22 protein-coding genes are annotated in these 15,665 nt (G+C 40.3%); all 22 read left to right on the top strand.

Annotated elements, in window-relative coordinates; all coding sequences use genetic code 11:
* Positions 1–624 precede the first annotated feature (624 nt).
* Positions 625–1,194, top strand: coding sequence for a hypothetical protein (locus ACQ96U_RS26110; RefSeq protein ID WP_431724224.1), 570 nt, complete (start codon positions 625–627; stop codon positions 1,192–1,194).
* Entirely contained in the window at positions 1,154–2,998 is a 1,845-nt protein-coding gene (locus ACQ96U_RS26105; protein WP_431724223.1) for a phage terminase large subunit family protein, read from the top strand. The genes ACQ96U_RS26110 and ACQ96U_RS26105 overlap by 41 nt, the downstream gene beginning before the upstream one ends.
* A gap of 9 nt (positions 2,999–3,007) precedes the next feature.
* Positions 3,008–3,259: a hypothetical protein gene (locus ACQ96U_RS26100; RefSeq protein ID WP_431724222.1), complete on the top strand. Its 252-nt coding sequence runs from the start codon at positions 3,008–3,010 to the stop codon at positions 3,257–3,259.
* Complete coding sequence (locus ACQ96U_RS26095) at positions 3,259–4,758, top strand: phage portal protein (RefSeq protein WP_431724221.1); 1,500 nt, start codon at positions 3,259–3,261, stop codon at positions 4,756–4,758. Before ACQ96U_RS26100 ends, ACQ96U_RS26095 begins: the two co-directional genes overlap by 1 nt.
* The gene (locus ACQ96U_RS26090; RefSeq protein ID WP_431724220.1) at positions 4,751–6,052 is read left to right on the top strand and encodes a S49 family peptidase; all 1,302 of its coding nucleotides are present in this window, start codon (positions 4,751–4,753) and stop codon (positions 6,050–6,052) included. Before ACQ96U_RS26095 ends, ACQ96U_RS26090 begins: the two co-directional genes overlap by 8 nt.
* An 11-nt stretch (positions 6,053–6,063) precedes the next feature.
* Positions 6,064–6,378 carry a head decoration protein gene (locus ACQ96U_RS26085; protein ID WP_431724219.1) on the top strand — a complete coding sequence of 105 codons (315 nt, stop codon included), beginning with the start codon at positions 6,064–6,066 and terminating at the stop codon, positions 6,376–6,378.
* A 67-nt stretch (positions 6,379–6,445) separates the two neighbouring features.
* Positions 6,446–7,477 (top strand): major capsid protein, encoded by a 1,032-nt coding sequence (locus ACQ96U_RS26080; RefSeq protein ID WP_431724218.1) that lies wholly within the window; start codon positions 6,446–6,448, stop codon positions 7,475–7,477.
* Entirely contained in the window at positions 7,470–7,850 is a 381-nt protein-coding gene (locus tag ACQ96U_RS26075; protein WP_431724217.1) for a head-tail joining protein, read from the top strand. Before ACQ96U_RS26080 ends, ACQ96U_RS26075 begins: the two co-directional genes overlap by 8 nt.
* 2 nt (positions 7,851–7,852) lie before the next feature.
* A complete protein-coding gene (locus tag ACQ96U_RS26070) occupies positions 7,853–8,428 on the top strand; it encodes a phage tail protein (RefSeq protein ID WP_431724216.1) in 576 nt (191 codons plus the stop codon).
* Between the two features lie 3 nt (positions 8,429–8,431).
* Positions 8,432–8,962, top strand: a complete 531-nt coding sequence (locus ACQ96U_RS26065; protein WP_431724215.1) for a hypothetical protein — start codon at positions 8,432–8,434, stop codon at positions 8,960–8,962.
* On the top strand, positions 8,940–9,497 hold the full coding sequence (locus ACQ96U_RS26060; RefSeq protein WP_431724214.1) for a phage baseplate assembly protein V: 558 nt from the start codon (positions 8,940–8,942) through the stop codon (positions 9,495–9,497). The genes ACQ96U_RS26065 and ACQ96U_RS26060 overlap by 23 nt, the downstream gene beginning before the upstream one ends.
* A 13-nt stretch (positions 9,498–9,510) precedes the next feature.
* A complete protein-coding gene (locus tag ACQ96U_RS26055) occupies positions 9,511–9,840 on the top strand; it encodes a GPW/gp25 family protein (protein WP_431724213.1) in 330 nt (109 codons plus the stop codon).
* A 4-nt stretch (positions 9,841–9,844) separates the two neighbouring features.
* Complete coding sequence (locus ACQ96U_RS26050; protein ID WP_431724212.1) at positions 9,845–10,777, top strand: baseplate J/gp47 family protein; 933 nt, start codon at positions 9,845–9,847, stop codon at positions 10,775–10,777.
* A complete protein-coding gene (locus ACQ96U_RS26045; protein WP_431724211.1) occupies positions 10,770–11,507 on the top strand; it encodes a phage tail protein I in 738 nt (245 codons plus the stop codon). Before ACQ96U_RS26050 ends, ACQ96U_RS26045 begins: the two co-directional genes overlap by 8 nt.
* Entirely contained in the window at positions 11,507–12,058 is a 552-nt protein-coding gene (locus tag ACQ96U_RS26040; RefSeq protein WP_431724210.1) for a phage tail protein, read from the top strand. Before ACQ96U_RS26045 ends, ACQ96U_RS26040 begins: the two co-directional genes overlap by 1 nt.
* The gene (locus ACQ96U_RS26035) at positions 12,045–12,776 is read left to right on the top strand and encodes a hypothetical protein (RefSeq protein WP_431724209.1); all 732 of its coding nucleotides are present in this window, start codon (positions 12,045–12,047) and stop codon (positions 12,774–12,776) included. Before ACQ96U_RS26040 ends, ACQ96U_RS26035 begins: the two co-directional genes overlap by 14 nt.
* An 11-nt stretch (positions 12,777–12,787) precedes the next feature.
* A complete protein-coding gene (locus ACQ96U_RS26030) occupies positions 12,788–13,018 on the top strand; it encodes a hypothetical protein (protein WP_431724208.1) in 231 nt (76 codons plus the stop codon).
* Positions 13,019–13,091: 73 nt separating this feature from the next.
* Positions 13,092–14,252 carry a phage tail sheath protein gene (locus ACQ96U_RS26025; protein ID WP_431724207.1) on the top strand — a complete coding sequence of 387 codons (1,161 nt, stop codon included), beginning with the start codon at positions 13,092–13,094 and terminating at the stop codon, positions 14,250–14,252.
* On the top strand, positions 14,252–14,752 hold the full coding sequence (locus ACQ96U_RS26020; protein WP_431724206.1) for a phage major tail tube protein: 501 nt from the start codon (positions 14,252–14,254) through the stop codon (positions 14,750–14,752). The genes ACQ96U_RS26025 and ACQ96U_RS26020 overlap by 1 nt, the downstream gene beginning before the upstream one ends.
* Positions 14,753–14,755: 3 nt before the next feature.
* Positions 14,756–15,010, top strand: a complete 255-nt coding sequence (locus ACQ96U_RS26015; RefSeq protein ID WP_431724205.1) for a hypothetical protein — start codon at positions 14,756–14,758, stop codon at positions 15,008–15,010.
* A gap of 12 nt (positions 15,011–15,022) precedes the next feature.
* Positions 15,023–15,478: a phage tail assembly protein gene (locus tag ACQ96U_RS26010; RefSeq protein ID WP_431724204.1), complete on the top strand. Its 456-nt coding sequence runs from the start codon at positions 15,023–15,025 to the stop codon at positions 15,476–15,478.
* 23 nt (positions 15,479–15,501) lie between these two features.
* Positions 15,502–15,621: a GpE family phage tail protein gene (locus tag ACQ96U_RS26005; RefSeq protein ID WP_431724203.1), complete on the top strand. Its 120-nt coding sequence runs from the start codon at positions 15,502–15,504 to the stop codon at positions 15,619–15,621.
* The last annotated feature ends 44 nt before the right edge of the window (positions 15,622–15,665 follow it).

Genomic DNA, 15,665 nt, shown 5'->3' with positions numbered 1-15,665 from the left:
CCTGGGTTGTCTTGAGTGATTTAGCTCGCTTGTTCAGATGATCATTTGTTGTTTACAACATTTGTACATATGTTGTTTTGTGTTTTGGTGGTGGTTGTTGCCTGGGTTGTCTTGAGTGATTTAGCTCGCTTGTTCAGATGATCATTTGTTGTTTACAACATTTGTACATATGTTGTTTTGTGTTTTGGTGGTGGTTGTTGCCTGGGTTGTCTTGAGTGATTTAGCTCATTTGTTCAAATGATCATTTGCTGTTTGCAACATTTGTACATATGTTGTTTTGTGTTTTGGTGGTGGTTGTTGCTTGGGTTGTCTTGAGTGATTTAGCTCATTTGTTCAGATGATCATTTGTTGTTTGCAACATTTGTACATTTGTTGTTGCTGCAAATGCTACTCACTAGACACCGCGTATTCATTGGGGTAGTGGCATTTGGGATGCACTTTGAGTTGCACTTGGGTGGCAGTTTGAGTTGCACTTGGGTGGCGTTTCGGGTTGCACTTTTTTTGAGTGGCACTCTAAATTTTTATGGGTCCTTTTGAGCTTTTTGTGTGGTTCGGGTACTAAGCCCGCACCGTTTCACTGTCTATAAAATTTTTTGAAATGGGTTTCCGGTTTCCGGTTTTCTGATGAGTGAGTTGTTTAATCCTGAAATAAAATTCACGCAAAAACAAATTGCGACATTGTTGGGTTTGGAATCTGATAGGCAAGTGAGGAACTTGATAACAAAAGGGGTTTTGCCAGCAGCTAAAGGGCGTAATGGCATGGATCCTCTTAAATGTATTCATGCATATGTTGCGTATAAGACTCAGACATTAAGTAAAGCGGAAACCGACGATGATTTTTGTGATAGTCAGCCGGAAATCGATTATGACACTGAGCGAGCATTGAATGTTCGTGAGCAGAGAAGGGCGCGAAGAATTCAAAATGAGCTAGCACTTAAAACGCTAATACCTACAGATGTTTGTATTCATATTTACAGCAGTTTGGTTGCTGCAGCACGCTCTAAAGTTTTAGCAATTGAAGGTAAGGCTGCAACAGAGTTGCCAGGTTTGACAATAAAAGACAAGCAAGTGCTTAGGGGTTTGTTGTATGAAGCATTAGCGGATTTAGCAGATGAGCCTATTCCATCCTGCCTTAAGGCATATTTGGACGAGTGTGAGTTCGACTTGGACGCCGCCGCAGAACCTGACGATTAGCCAGTGGGGTGATCAAAATTATATCTTGCCTGAACAGCATGGTGGGGGTAAGTGGAAAACAAAACCTTTCCAAATTGGCATTGCTGATGCCATGAGTGACCCTGAAGAAGAACGGGTTACAGTAATGAAGTCGATGCGGGTTGGATATACCAAGATTGTAGACTTGGTTATTGGTTACTATATGGATGCAGATCCTTGTTCAATGTTGGTTGTACAACCAACAATTGATGATGCTGAGGGTTTTTCTAAAGATGAAATTGCGCCAATGCTGCGCGATGTTCCAGTGTTGAAAAGTAAAGTAAGTCGTGAAGATGACACTTTACTGAAAAAAGTTTATCCAGGTGGAAGTCTAACGCTAGTTGGAGCTAACTCTCCAACAGGCTTTAGGCGTCTTACGGTGCGTATCGTTATTTTTGATGAAATGAGTGCGTACCCAATTAATACTGGTAAAGATGGAGATCCTGTTCGCCAAGGTGAAGGTCGAACTTTTTCTGCATTTAATCGCAAAATTATTGCGGGTTCTACGCCAACCATTGCTGGCTCTTGCCGTATTGAGAAAGAATTTCTTCGTTCTGATCAGCGTTATTATCATGTTCCTTGCCCCCACTGTGCTCATAAGCATGTTTTACAATGGTCAAATTTTCGCTGGCAAGAAGGCCATCCAGAGCTTGCTCATTTTGTTTGTCCTTCGTGTAAGAAAGATATTTATGAAGCTGACAAAAAAGAAATGGTCAGTGCAGGTGAGTGGCGATCCTTAAAAGCTTTTACTTGTTGTGACAGTAAGCAGGAGCCTGAGCGGTGGGATAGCAATGGCCGGCCAATATGCAAACACTGTTGTGAAGTCAAAATTTTTGGTCATGCGGGTTTTCATATTTGGGCTGCATATTCGGATCTTCCTAATGCTAAATGGTCAAAATTGGCGAAGTATTGGGATGAAGTGAAAGATGATCCCGATGAAAAAGTGGTCTACGTAAATACTATCCGCGGAGAGACTTATAAGGAAACTGAGGTTGAAGTTGACTGGAAGCCTTTATTTGATCGTCGAGAACCCTATGGAGATGGTCATGATTTATTAATTCCAGAGGGTGCCCGAATTATCTTAGGTTCAATTGATACTCAAGATGATCGGTTGGAAATGACTACAGTTGCTTATGGTGAGGGGGAGGAGTGCTGGCTTTTAAATCGTCAAGTGTTTTATGGCCAGCCTGATGACCCCAAGACTCAAAAGCAGTTAGAGAAAGCGTTGGAGCGTCAATATACGCATGCCTGTGGTTTTTTAATGGGTATAACTGCGGTTGCAGTTGATGTGCAAGGCCATTTCTATGACACGATGATGCAGTTTTGTGCATATCATGCAGATCAGTGTGTAGCTGTACGTGGTGGTAATGATTATTCGGCTCCTGCAATCAAGCCGCCAACTCGAAATAATATCTATAAAATTCCACTTTATACACTGGGAGTTAATGCAATAAAAAGTCGTTTAGCAAAGCGTTTGCGCTATAAATATCCTGGTCGATTTTTTATTCACTTTCCTAAAAGTCCTGAATTTGAAACGGATTATTTTGAACAATTAACAGCTGAAGTTGTAGAAACTGTTTATAAAAACGGAATTCCTTATCGAGTTTTTAAAAACCCATCTAAAGCACGAAATGAAGCGTGGGACCTGCTCGTTTATGCTTTTGCGTTGTTGTGGATATTAAATCCTGATTTAACTGAGATTATCACTGGTGAGCTTGATGATGATAGCGAAGAAGATTGGGATGAAGATGATGGTGTTGTTGAAAGTAGCTGGATGAGTATATGACGGTGAATTATGAGCGATTTTGCATTGTGGACTGTAGACGATTTAATTGCAGTAAAAAAAGCAATTAGAGAACTAGCTGTAGGAAAGCGTTTAGTTAAAGTAAGTTTTTCAGGTATTGGTGGCTCAAATCAAACAAATGAATATGCTGCAGCTGACTTGCCTCAACTGCGCAATTTATGTCGTGAAATTGAATCTGAAATCGCAGTATCACAAGGCATAGAGGCTTTTAGTGTCGTGGTTTCAGAAAAAGGTTTAATTTAATGAGTTTGAATATAGCGCATTACGACACGTTAAGCTCGGGGTTAGTTGTGCCGTCGGCATCTGTTGCGGCTTATGAAGGGGCTGGTAATGGTCATCGCTGGGCTGACAATGTTGGTCAGTTTGGTCCCGATGATGCGGTTAGTAGTGGTATTCGTAATTTACGTGATCGTTCACACCAGTTTTGGCGAAATAATCCGTGGGTAGCTAATGGTATTGCTGCATGGACGGCTGCAGCTGTAAGCAAAGGGTTAACCCCTCGCTGGCGTATACAAGAGGAGGGGTTGCGTAAAGAGTTACAACTTCTCTGGGGTGATTGGTCAGAGCAAGCTGATTATGATGAAGTTCTTGATCTCTACGGTTTGCAAACATTGGCTTTTCGAACGGTTGTGAGTTCGGGTGCGGCTTTTGTTATAAAAAAAATTATGCCTTTGAATTCTGGCTTGGTCGTTCCTCTCCAGGTACAGCTGGTAGAACCAGACATGTTGGCCACTGATATTCCAGAGGGGCCACTGGAAAATGGTGATTTTATTAAAGGTGGTATTCTTTTTAGTAAGCTTGGAAAGCGAAAAGCATATTGTTTTTACACTAGCCATCCTGCTGAAGTTTATTCTGTCACAAATTTTGGTGAAACAGTTTGGATTAACGCGGCGGATGTCCTGCATGTTTATCGACTGGATAGGCCAGGGCAGAAACAATCTGCTCCATGGATTTCAAACTGTTTATCTCGCTTGAATGAGCTTGATCAATATGAAGATGCTGAATTAGTTCGTAAGAAAACAGCTGCGCTTTTTGCTGCGTTTGTTTATGAGGCGGGCGGTGGTAATAGTGCAAGTAATCCTCCGTTTGGTAAGCAAAAAACAAAAGGTTCAAAACGTGTTACGACAATGAATCCTGGCACTATTAATTATTTGCCAATTGGTAATGAAGTTAAATTTTCATCACCAGCGGATGTTGGAACAACGTATGAGCCTTGGCTTCGCAATCAGTTACTTGGCATCGCGAAAGGGTTAGGTATTACTTATGAGATGTTGACGGGTGATTTGAAAAACGTCAATTACAGTTCTATTCGTGCAGGATTGTTAGAGTTTAAGCGGCTTTGTCAGCAAATTCAGCACAACATGATAATACATCAGTTGTGTCGGCCAATAGGTCGTTGGTTTATGGATTGCAGTGTTGCTAGTGGTGCTATTCATATAAGTGATTATTTAGAGCGTCAACGTTATTACAATCGCATCAACTGGCAAAAACCACGATGGGAGGAGGTTGATCCTCTAAAAACATACCTTACTGACCTTGGTGAAGTGCGTTCAGGGTTTGCGCCTTTATCTGATAAGCAGGCGGAACGAGGTTATGACATGGAGGATCTGTTGGAATTTATTGCTGATACTAACAAGATTGTTGATAAGCATAAGTTACGTTTTGATTCTGATCCTCGTTATATGGATGGATCAGGAGAAGATCAACGCTCGGCGTGGGAGGCAGTGTTAAATAATGAGTAGAAATCTATTGCCAATTTTGGCTCAGCGGATTTTTAACACGCCAATGTTGATGAGAGCTGGTGAGCTTTCTGCGATAGCAGTTGCTTTGCAGGATCGTTTTTTTATTGATGCGTCAACTGTGCAAATGTTAGCAAACACGGGGCAGTATAAGTCTGATAGACCTTATCATGTGACACAAGAAGGGTGGGCTGTTGTGCCTGTAATTGGTGGTTTAGCTCATCGCGCTGGGCAGATTGACGCAGATTGTATGACTATACGTAGTTACGAGTTAATTCGGCGTGACTTTGATGCAGCGTTAAATGATGAAGATGTGAGTTTAATTATTTTTGAGTTTGATTCTGGTGGTGGTGAAGCGTCAGGGTGTTTTGATCTAGCTCGTCATATTTTAAGTATGCGAGGTAAAAAGCCTATTTTAGGCTTTATAAATGAAAGTTGTTTTTCTGCAGCATATGCTTTGGCTTGTTGTTGTGATCAATTATTTTTAACAAGTACGGCAAGCGCTGGGAGTATAGGTGTTATTTGTGGTCGGTTAGATCAGACTGAATATAATAAAAAACTTGGGTTAAATATTGAGTTGTTCGTTTCTGGTGATTTTAAGTCTGACTTTTCCCCGCATAAACAGTTAAAAAATGATGAGCGTGAACGCTTAAATCTGCTAATTGAAAAATTAAGTCGTGAGTTTTTTGAATTAGTTGCAGAAGCTAGAAGTATCTCAGTCAATCAAGTTAAGTCTTTTAATGCAGGCATATTTCATGGTCAAGATGCGGTTGACCGTGGTTTGGTTGATCGGGTTATGTCGCAGGATGAGTTTTTTGATTATTTGATTGGTGGTGATTGGGAGTCAAGCATGTTTTTTGGTAAAAACAAAGAATCAGAAGTTAGTGCTAGTTATACGCAAGCACAGTTGGATGCTGCAGTGTCAGAAGCTAAGTCTGTCATTACTGAAAAGTTTAGTGCTGATTTGGAAAAAGCAAAACAGGAGGCTGTAGCGGAGTTCAGTGCTGATTTTGAAAAGAAAAAGCAATTAGCTGTTGGTGAAGCTGTTAGCGAATATAAGACTGATACGGAGACTCGTCTGACAGGTATTTTTCAGTCATGTAAGGCTATGGGTCGGGCTGATCTGGCTGGAGAGCTTATGTTATCTGATTTGTCGCTTGATGCAGCAAAAGAAAAATTGTTTTCCATACTCTCAGTGGGAGCTGAAAGCAGTAATCTGCAGAATCATATTACTAACCCGCTAGCTTCGAGCAGTGAGCGTAATTATCTGCTTGAAATGTGTCAGGCTGATCAGTAAAGAGGTGATTTATGGCTATGCATACAGAGCCTAAAAATATTCGAGATGTTTTGCTCTATGAAGCGCCAAACGGCTATAGCCGTTCAACTATGACTTTAAAGGCTGTTGAGCTGGGTGCTGTAGTTAATGCGGCTGGTGATTTGATTAATCCAGCTGGTGCAGCCGGTGAAAAGAAACCTGTTGGTGTTGTTGTGGCAAAAAACACAATAGTAGACGTACATGCGCTGGTTCTGAAGAGAGGGTTGGTGTTTTCTCCAGAGGCTACAGATGAGCATAAGCAAGCAGCAATTGCTGAGCTGAAGAAATTAGGTATTAAAATTCGTTAGTAATTTTTAATTATTTATTTTTAGGGAGCCTGCTTTTGCGGGTTTTTTTGTTTTTGAGGGTTTATATATGTCTGTTGAAACGGCTGATCCATTTGATCATCCTTCATTCAAGGTCGCTTCATTGACTCAGTCTATTAATGCTTTGCCAACCGCTTATGGTGATAGCCGAAAGCTGTTCTCTCGCGAAAAGAAGGTAAGTACGAGAACCATTCTTGTTGAAGAGCGGAATGGTGTTCTTACTTTGATTCAATCGCGAGAGCCTGGGTCTGATGAGAATTATGCGGAACGTGGCAAGCGCAAGGTTCAGTCATTTGTTGTTCCTCATTTGCCTTTGGATGATGTAATTTTGCCTTCTGAGTACGCTGATTTGCGGGGGTTCGGTACTACAACGTTAGTTGCGCGATCTCAGCTTGTTAAAGAGCGTTTAGAGACTTTAAAGGCTAGTCATGACATAACGCATGAGCATTTAAGAATGGGTGCGAAGAAAGGTAAGATTTTAGATGCAGACGGCTCTGTGTTGCATGACTTATTTGCGGCTTTTGGTATTGCTAAGCCCGTAGTTTATTTTGATTTAGATAATGAAAAGTCTGATGTATCTGGAGCGTGCAGGCAAGTGTTGCGTATTACTGAAGATCATTTGCGCGGTGATGTTATGACGGGGGTTAGCGTGGATGTCTCTCCGGAGTTTTTTGATAAGCTGATTGCGCATGAGTCGGTGAGGGAGGTGTTTATAGGTCACGAGGCGGCCGTAAATAGACTAGGTGGCGATTCGCGTAAAGGTTTTAAGTTTGGTGGGCTGACTTTTAGTGAGCATCGTGGAAAGCATGTCAATATTGATGGCAAAGAGCGGAGGTTCGTAAACGCTGGTGAAGGCCATGCTTACCCTGATGGCACTCTAAATACGTTTTTCACCGCGATTGCTCCCGCAGATTTCAATGAAACTGCAGGTACTTTAGGTCAACGCTATTACGCTAAGCTTGAGCAAAGACGAATGGGTCGTGGTTATGATCTTCACTCTCAATCAAATATTTTACCGCTATGCGCGCAGCCTGGGGTTCTGGTTGAATGCAAAATGGGTAAAAGGCCTACTAATGCGTAAGAGTATTCAGCTTAGGGCTTTTCGTGAGTTGCTAGATGAGTTTGGTATTGATGCTTTATGGCTTTTTAATGATGGGCGGGAGGTTAAAGTAAGAGCGTTGTTTGTTGAAAATAATGCTGTTATTTCTGCAAGTGCTAAACGACGAGATACTTTTTCTCAAGTTGATGTTTCAGCTGTGCAACCCGTATTGGTGCTTGAGACTGCATTGATTCCTGGCGCGGCTGGAGATGCTGTTATTGTTGATAGTGAGCGTTATACAGTACTGCCTTTCAAGTCAAAATATCAGAACAATGTCCAGACTCATATACCTCTTAAGTCATATCAGCCTAACGAAGATAATAGTAGTTGGCGTTCTGGTGCTCATGGTGTTTAGTGATGAGGGTATCCAACTCAAGTAGTATTGATTTTTCGGTTGAAGCTGACACCACGCTTATAAAAATGACGCTGAATAAATTTGAGATTAGTGAAGCAGCATTTAATCGGGCGGCAAATCGAGCTGTTAATAAAACAGCTAGGTGGTTTCGTTATCATGTTTTGAAGGAAGTCAGTGCCAATATAGGTATATCTCAAAAAATATTAAAAGAACGGTTTAAATTAAGCCTTATTTCTCCAAAGTCGAATAAAAAATATGCTTCTTTTTGGTCTGGTTTGTTGGGTGTTGATCCCATAAAAATAGGTAAGGGACGAAAAACCAAAAAAGGTTATAAGGTTGGAAAGTATTCGTTTGATGGTGTTTTTAAAGCTTATCAGGCTGGGCGGTGGGAAGATTGGAAAACTGGAGTCTATGAGCGTGTAAGTGATAATAGGCTACCCATTAAGCGCTATTTTATGCCGATTGAAGATCGAGTAAAACCGATTATTGAGCGAATATATGGTCGTGCTCAAGCTCAAATTTTTAAGAAGCTTCGGCAGGAATTGAACTATGAAAGCATAAAAAGTAAAGGTAAGTAGCTTATGGTTTCAACCTCGTTAACTGCTATTAATGATGCAGTATTAGCTAGTGTTAAAAAGGCTTTTCCTGCCATAAATGTATATTCGTACGATGAAGCCTGCTTTGATGACTCTTCTGTTTCTACGCCCGCTTGTTTATTTGAGTTAAGTGAAATTAATTTTGGTAGTGATCGTGGTGATGGTCGCTATCCTGCTGAGTGTGAATTTTTTATTCATTGTGTAATTGGTTATAAAAATAGCTCTCAAGAAAACTCTATATCAAAAGAGGTGAGGGAGTTTGCCGCAGCCATTGCACAGCATGTCTGGAATAGTGGTATTTGGGTTGAGGGTGGTGTTTTAGATCGTCCGGCGCGCATACAAATTTCTCCAGGTAATTTTCGCCACTTAAGTGAGCATGGTTATGAGTCGTGGATCGTTGAGTGGGATCAAACAGTTTATCTTGGTCGGTCATTTTGGAATGCAGATGGTATAAGGCCTGTCGAAGTTGCTTTTTCTGCTCGGGGAGATGGATATGCAGAGCTTTCAGGTATCTGAAATCGATCGTTTATTGCACAACTTGTTTCGTGTTTGTACGGTGGTGGAGCAGCGAACTGATGGTCGTGTGAAAGTGACAGATGGTGAGCTTGTCAGCGCGTGGCTTGATCGCGGGGTGTTGAGGGCGGGTGGAAATGTTGATTGGTCTCCGTTGGATGAGGGAGAGCAGGTTTTAGTCGCTTGCCCTTCAGGTGATTTCGCGCAAGGTGTTGTAGTTTGTAGTCTCTATCAGCTCAGTTGTCGTCCGAGTATTAATGATTTGAATATTGAGTGTAAGCGATTTTTGGATGGCTCTGTTGTTAGCTATGATCGTCAAAAACATCATTTTTCACTTAATTTAGCGGCTGGCGCTACAGTGGCGATGGTGGCAAGTGGTGGTTTTTCATTAGTAGGTGATGTTGATATTGCTGGAAGTGTTCGTGTTGGAGGAAAAATAACGAGCATTGGTGATCAAGTCGCAGGCTCTATTTCGCAAATTAATCATGTACACAAAGGTGTGCAATCTGGTCCATCAAAAACGGATAAGCCTGAGTAGTCATATGGAAGGGATGAATGTAAAAACTGGTTATACCACTTCTGGTATTGATCATCTTCGTCAGTCAGTACTTAATATCTTAACTACGCCCATTGGAAGTCGAGTATATCGGCGTGATTACGGTTCTAATATTTTTAGCTTAATTGATCAGCCGACAAATGAGGCATGGGCAGTTGATGTTTATGCTGCAACAGCAGAAGCGTTGGCGCGTTGGGAGCCTCGAATTAAGGTTAGAAAAGTGTATGTCTATAGGTCTGGTGCTGGTGTTTTATTGATTGATATTGAGGGTGAATATCTGATTGATGGTGAGTCAATTTTGCTTGATGGATTGGAAATAAAATAGTGTTATGGCTGCATTTAAACTATTAGATTTATCGAAAATACCTGTGCCTGATGTTATTAACTCCCCTGATTTTGAGCAAAAATATAGTGAATTAAAAGATATTTTATTAGGTATTAATGATAAGTATGCTGATGTTTTAGCATTAGAGTCAGAGCCTTTGGCCGTAGCTTTGCAGGCATTTGCTTATCGTGAGTTGATTTTAGAAGCCAAAATTAATGATGCTACACGCGCTAATATGTTGGCATCAGCGCAAGGTAATGACTTAGATGCTATCGGTGCTCGTTATAATGTTGGTCGTTTGGTGCTCCAAGATGAAAATCTGCTTTCAAATCCGCCTGTGCCGCATATAGCTGAAGAAGATGATCGTTACCGGCGTCGAATTCAGATGGCATTTGACGGATTAAATACAGCTGGTAGTACTGATGCTTATATTTTTCATGCATTGTCAGCAAGCGCAGAGGTTCTTGATGCAGATGCTACGAGTCCAAGTCCTTGCGAGATGGTCGTTACAATATTAAGTAGAGAAGGTAATGGTGGGGCTGGTGCTGAGCTTGTTAGAGTCGTGCGTAATTATTTTGGTTTGACTGATGACGGCTCTAAAACATTGGGTTCATCAAAAGTTAGGCCATTGGGTGACAAGTTAACAGTCTCTAGTGCTCATATTCTTGAGTATTCAGTTGTTGCTGAATTGAGTATTTTGCCTGGGCCATCAGCAAGGGTAGTACTTGCTGATGCTAAAAATGCATTATCACAATACACAAAGGATACCCATAGGCTTGGTTATGACGTGACATTATCAGGGCTGTATGCAGCTTTGCACCGTCCAGGTGTTCATAACGTCAAATTAATTAGTCCTACAGCTAATCTCACAGTTGATTATCATCAAGCAGCATATTGTGTTGGTATTAATATAAAAATAGGTGGCGTAGATGAATAGTTTAATGCCGCCAAATGCTTCATCTTTAGAGCGTGATCTTGAATTTATCGCTAATAAATCAACTGATTTACCCATCTTGATTAAAACGCTATGGAATCCTTTTAATTGTCCGGTGCAATTATTGCCATGGCTTGCTTGGGCTTTTTCTGTTGACGAGTGGAATGATGAGTGGCCAGAGGCGGTAAAACGTAAGGTTGTACAAAATTCATTTGATGTGCATCGTTTTAAAGCTACGCCTTACGCTGTTCAGAAGGTTTTAGATGGTTTAAATATTAAAGCTTTCTTGCGCGAGTGGTGGGAGCCTGGCGGTAGTCAGCAGCCAGGAACTGCGACAGTAGTTGCATTGCTTAATGAGAATGTGGTTGATGATGATGGCCTTTTTACAAAGTCCATGTTGCAACAGGTTTTCTCTGTTGTTGAAAGCGCTAAGCGAGGGGTTATACATCTTGATGTTGAGCTAGGTATTTCATTTGATGAGGGTTTTTCTTTTGCTGCATGTATGGGCAGTGAAATTAACTGTATTGACTGGACAGGCTTGTCTGACCCGTTGGTACCTGGAAACACTAAAGTAGGTGTATCTGTAGGTGGGGTTTTTGGTCAATTGTCAGTGGTGGATTTTGGTTTAAATGTTGTGCCTGTTGCTCCAAAGATATTTTGTATTTGTACAACAATTGCGGCAGGTGCTTTTCAATATTCTGCCAGCGATATCGAATTTGAAGGAGTTATTTAATGGCAGCGTTGAAATTACAGTTTACTGATGCAGGATTAGAAAAGCTTATTTCAGCTAAAAGTTTGGGGCTAAAAGGGGAAATTAGCCATATTGCATTTGGTGATGGAGCTTATACGCCAAGTCGTTCTCAGCTTACTTTGTTGAGAGAATGTGAGCGTGTTGCGATTAGTGATTATCAGGGTGATGGTAGAACTTTAAGGATGGCTGCAGTTTTTGATAATCCATTGGAGTATGCAATACGTGAAATAGGTGTTTTTTTGTCAGATGGTACGTTGCTAGGCGTTTACTCTAAAGAAAGTAAGACATTGGGTTATCGCTCTCCAAATGTGAAAGTTGTTCAGTGGTTTACTGTTAATATTGAGCCTTTGCCAACTGACAGTATAAATGTTGTTGTGGGTTATGAAAATGTAAACTTGGTTTTTGATCAGCCTTTAGCCATTCTTGCAAAATCTCATTTGACAATTATGCAGCGCCAAGTGCAGCAATCATTTTGTTTGTTAGAGTTGGTAAAAAAAATAAATGATTTAGGGAGGGATAATGTCATTAACTGAAAGTATTACAGATGTTGTTGATGCAGCAAACAAACTTACAAGTGTGGTTTCAAATAAAATTGGTGAAATTGATAGTCGGGTTGATGTGGCTGTTAATGAATTCCAGAAAATGATGGTTCAAGCTAGACTTGAAAATGCGATTTTTCGGCAAAGTAGAAATCAATTTGGAAATATAACAGGTACGGACTTAGATTTTTATACAAAAAACGACAAATATACTATTAATATTTCGCTGTACAGAGAAATTATTAGCGGTATTAAGTGGGAAGATAGAGACATTGAAGAAATTGACGTTTTAACTTCAATGGGGCTTTCGGGGCAGCAACATTTTCAACCAAGAATTCGTATTATAAAAATGGAATGGAGTGGATATCAGCCGAATTCTCATAGTGCTCATTCTATTTATCCATCTCCGATTTGTAATATGTCCGGGGCGGTAACGGTTGCATCATATGCAAAGTTGGTAGCTGGAAGTATTACTGGTTGGTGGTTGCAAGATGTGAATGAGAAGTGGGGTGTTTGTGGTACTAATATTTTGGGCGGTCCTGGTCGATACATACATGCTCACCCGTATGTCAATACATCATCTGGAGAGGTGTTGTTTATTTGGCCAGCCGTGGTGTCTGGGATTGTTCCTATTCGTAGAGATAATCCTAAGTGGGGGTATTGGCCATCTATGTACGGTGAAAATCCTTATGACGCAGCACCAGGATCTTGATGGAGGGTTAAATGCATAGTCAGAGTTATGATTATTCGTCAGATAAATTGAGTGCAGTTGATATTAATGATCGTTGTGAAGCTTATATATTAAGGTTTTACTCATATGGTAAACAGTTGACTTTTGATCGGACAGGGACTGATGATGAAAAAAATAAAATGTATGATTTTATTGATCGTTGTCGAAAGTGGTCTAATTCAGTAAAACCTTCTTTATTCGATTTGTATCAAATTAAGCCTTAATTCTCTTATTTTTTAATAAAAAAATGAAGCTTTGAGACTCAAAGCTTTTTTTTTGCTTGATTGTAGGTTCTGTATGACAGATCAATATTTACACGGTGCTCAGGTCATTGAAATAGATAGTGGCCCGCGACCGATTAGAACGGTTCAAAGTGGCATTATTGGTGTAGTTGGTACAGCACCAGGTGCTGATAGTGATAAGTTTCCACTAAATGTACCTGTCTTGATTGCTGGTAGTCGAAGAGAGTCGGCAAAGTTAGGTAATGACGGAACATTGCCACAAGCGCTTGATGGTATTTTTGATCAGGCGGGCGCTGTTGTGATTGTTATACGTGTTGAAGAGGATGTTGATCCTCAAAAAACGCAGAGTAATATTATTGGCGGTGTTGACGAAACGACAGAGCAGTTAAAAGGGATAGAGGCACTGCTTGGTGCAGAAAGTGAAGTAAAGTTTCCGCCTAAAATTCTTATTGCTCCTGCTTTTTCATCTCAAAAAGCTGTGGCTGATGCGTTGATATCTGTTGCAGATAAGTTGAGAGGTTATGCCATCCTTGATGGTCCAAATACTACTAATGCGGCTGCAATTGCGTATCGTGAAAAATTTGGTAGTCGTCGCTGTGAAGTTGTTGATCCTTGGTACAAAGTATTTGATGTAGTCAGCAGTAGCTATATAGTTCAGCCGCCTTCTGCTCGCCATGCTGGTGTGATGTCAAGAGTGCATAACACGTTAGGTTTCTGGTGGTCCAACTCGAATCAAATAATCTATGGCATTGACGCTTTGTGTCGTCCAATTGATTTTACTTTGGATGATACAACTTGTCGTGCAAACCTATTAAATTCTAAAGAGGTTACAACAACTATACGTCAAAACGGTTTTAGGGTATGGGGTGATCGTACTTGTTCGGCTGATAGCAAATGGGTATTTAAAAATGTTGTTATTACTAATGATATGATCGCGGATAGCCTAGTTAAAAATCACTTGTGGGCTGTGGATCGAAATATTACTAAAACCTATGTTGAAGATGTTACCGAAGGTGTTAACAATTATTTGGCTTATTTGACGAGTATTGGCGCTATTGCGGGTGGTCGTTGCTGGGTTGATAAAGAAATTAACTCTCCCAGTGAGATTCAACAAGGAAAAATTAAATTTGATTACGACTTCAGCGCTTTTGCGCCTGCAGAGCATTTAACTTTTCGTGCTCAGATGGTTAACGGCTATTTGAAGGAGGTGATTTGATGTTACCACAAACAATACGCTTTATGAACTTATTTGTTGATGGTAAAGGTTATGCTGGTGTTGTAGAAGAAGTTTCTCCTCCAAAATTAACGATAAAAACTGAAGAGTTTAAAGCTGGTGGAATGGATGCGCCGCTGGAGCTTGATCAAGGGATGGAGAAATTAGAGTGTAGTTTTACCATCGCAAGTTATGATTCTGAGCTGTTTAAAGCTTATGGGTTGGTTCCCGGTAAAATGCAAAGTGTTACGCTTCGGGGTGCTATTGAGCAGGATCAAGAGACAATTGAAGTAACGATGGCGCTGAGTGGTAGTTGGAAAGAATTCGATTTTGGTACATGGAAGTCTGGCGAAAAAGTTCAGTTAAAAGTCTCTGTTAGCCTTAAAAAATATGAGCTTCGGATAAAAGGCGAGGAAAAAATCTTTATTGATATTGTTAATATGGTGCGTCGGTTAAATGGTGTCGATGTGTTTGAAGCTGCAAGAAGCGCTATCGGGGTTTAATAAATGAATAAAAAAAATAATGTTGATAATGTTGTGTTATCAGCGGGTTCTCTTAATTTAGATAATAATATTGATGGCAAAAAGTCATCTGATGAAAGTAAAAAGGAAAATCTAAAAGTAAAGTATGATGCTTTAAAGCCTTTTCCTTTTGAGCGTCGAGTGGTTGAGGAAGGTGAGGTTATAGAGTTGACGCGCCGTGAAGCTTCTAATTTGCTGGGTGGAATGCTTATAAAAGAATCCAAAAAAGTAAAACCATAAAGGCTTAATTTGGTGAATAAAGTGAGGCGTTTTTCTTCTTTTTGTGAAGCGTCAAATTATATTTTTATATATTTATTTTTTGTGGTTAATTATATTATGAAAGATGACAATAAACCAAAAAACAATGATAGCGATGTGGTACAAAATAATAATAAATTGGAAAATAGCGGTGTAGATTTTAATTTATCATTAAAAAGTGCAGACAAAGTTATTTATTTGGATTCACCTGTTGGTAAGGATAACCTAGAAGTTATTGCGCTTCGTAAGCCGAAGCCAGGTGATTTACGTGGGATAAAGTTGTTAGATGTAATACAGATGGATTCTGCTGCGGCTGCTACTTTAATTCAGCGCATATCAGTTAATGGTTTTACTACTCAGCATTTTTATGAGTTAGAGCCTGCTGACCTTCTTGAGTTGACGACAGAGATTGCTACTTTTTTTACAAAACAGAAGCACCTGACAGCGTAGATGAGCTTTATGCAGATATAGCTTTGGTGTTTCATTGGTCTATAGACAAGATGCTGGAATGGGATTTTGAAGAGCTTATTCGTTGGCATACGTTGGCAGTTGAGCGGTTTAAAGCAATGAATCAGGTAAGAATGCAGATGTAGTGTGGTTTAGTATTTATGTCTTCTAATAATCAACTGAGTTTGTC

Source organism: Zooshikella sp. RANM57, assembly GCF_050749885.1.
In the GTDB taxonomy this organism is placed as follows: Bacteria; Pseudomonadota; Gammaproteobacteria; order Pseudomonadales; family Zooshikellaceae; genus Zooshikella.
The sequence above is the reverse complement of the archived record's forward strand: the minus strand, read 5'-3'. Positions and strand labels throughout refer to the sequence as shown.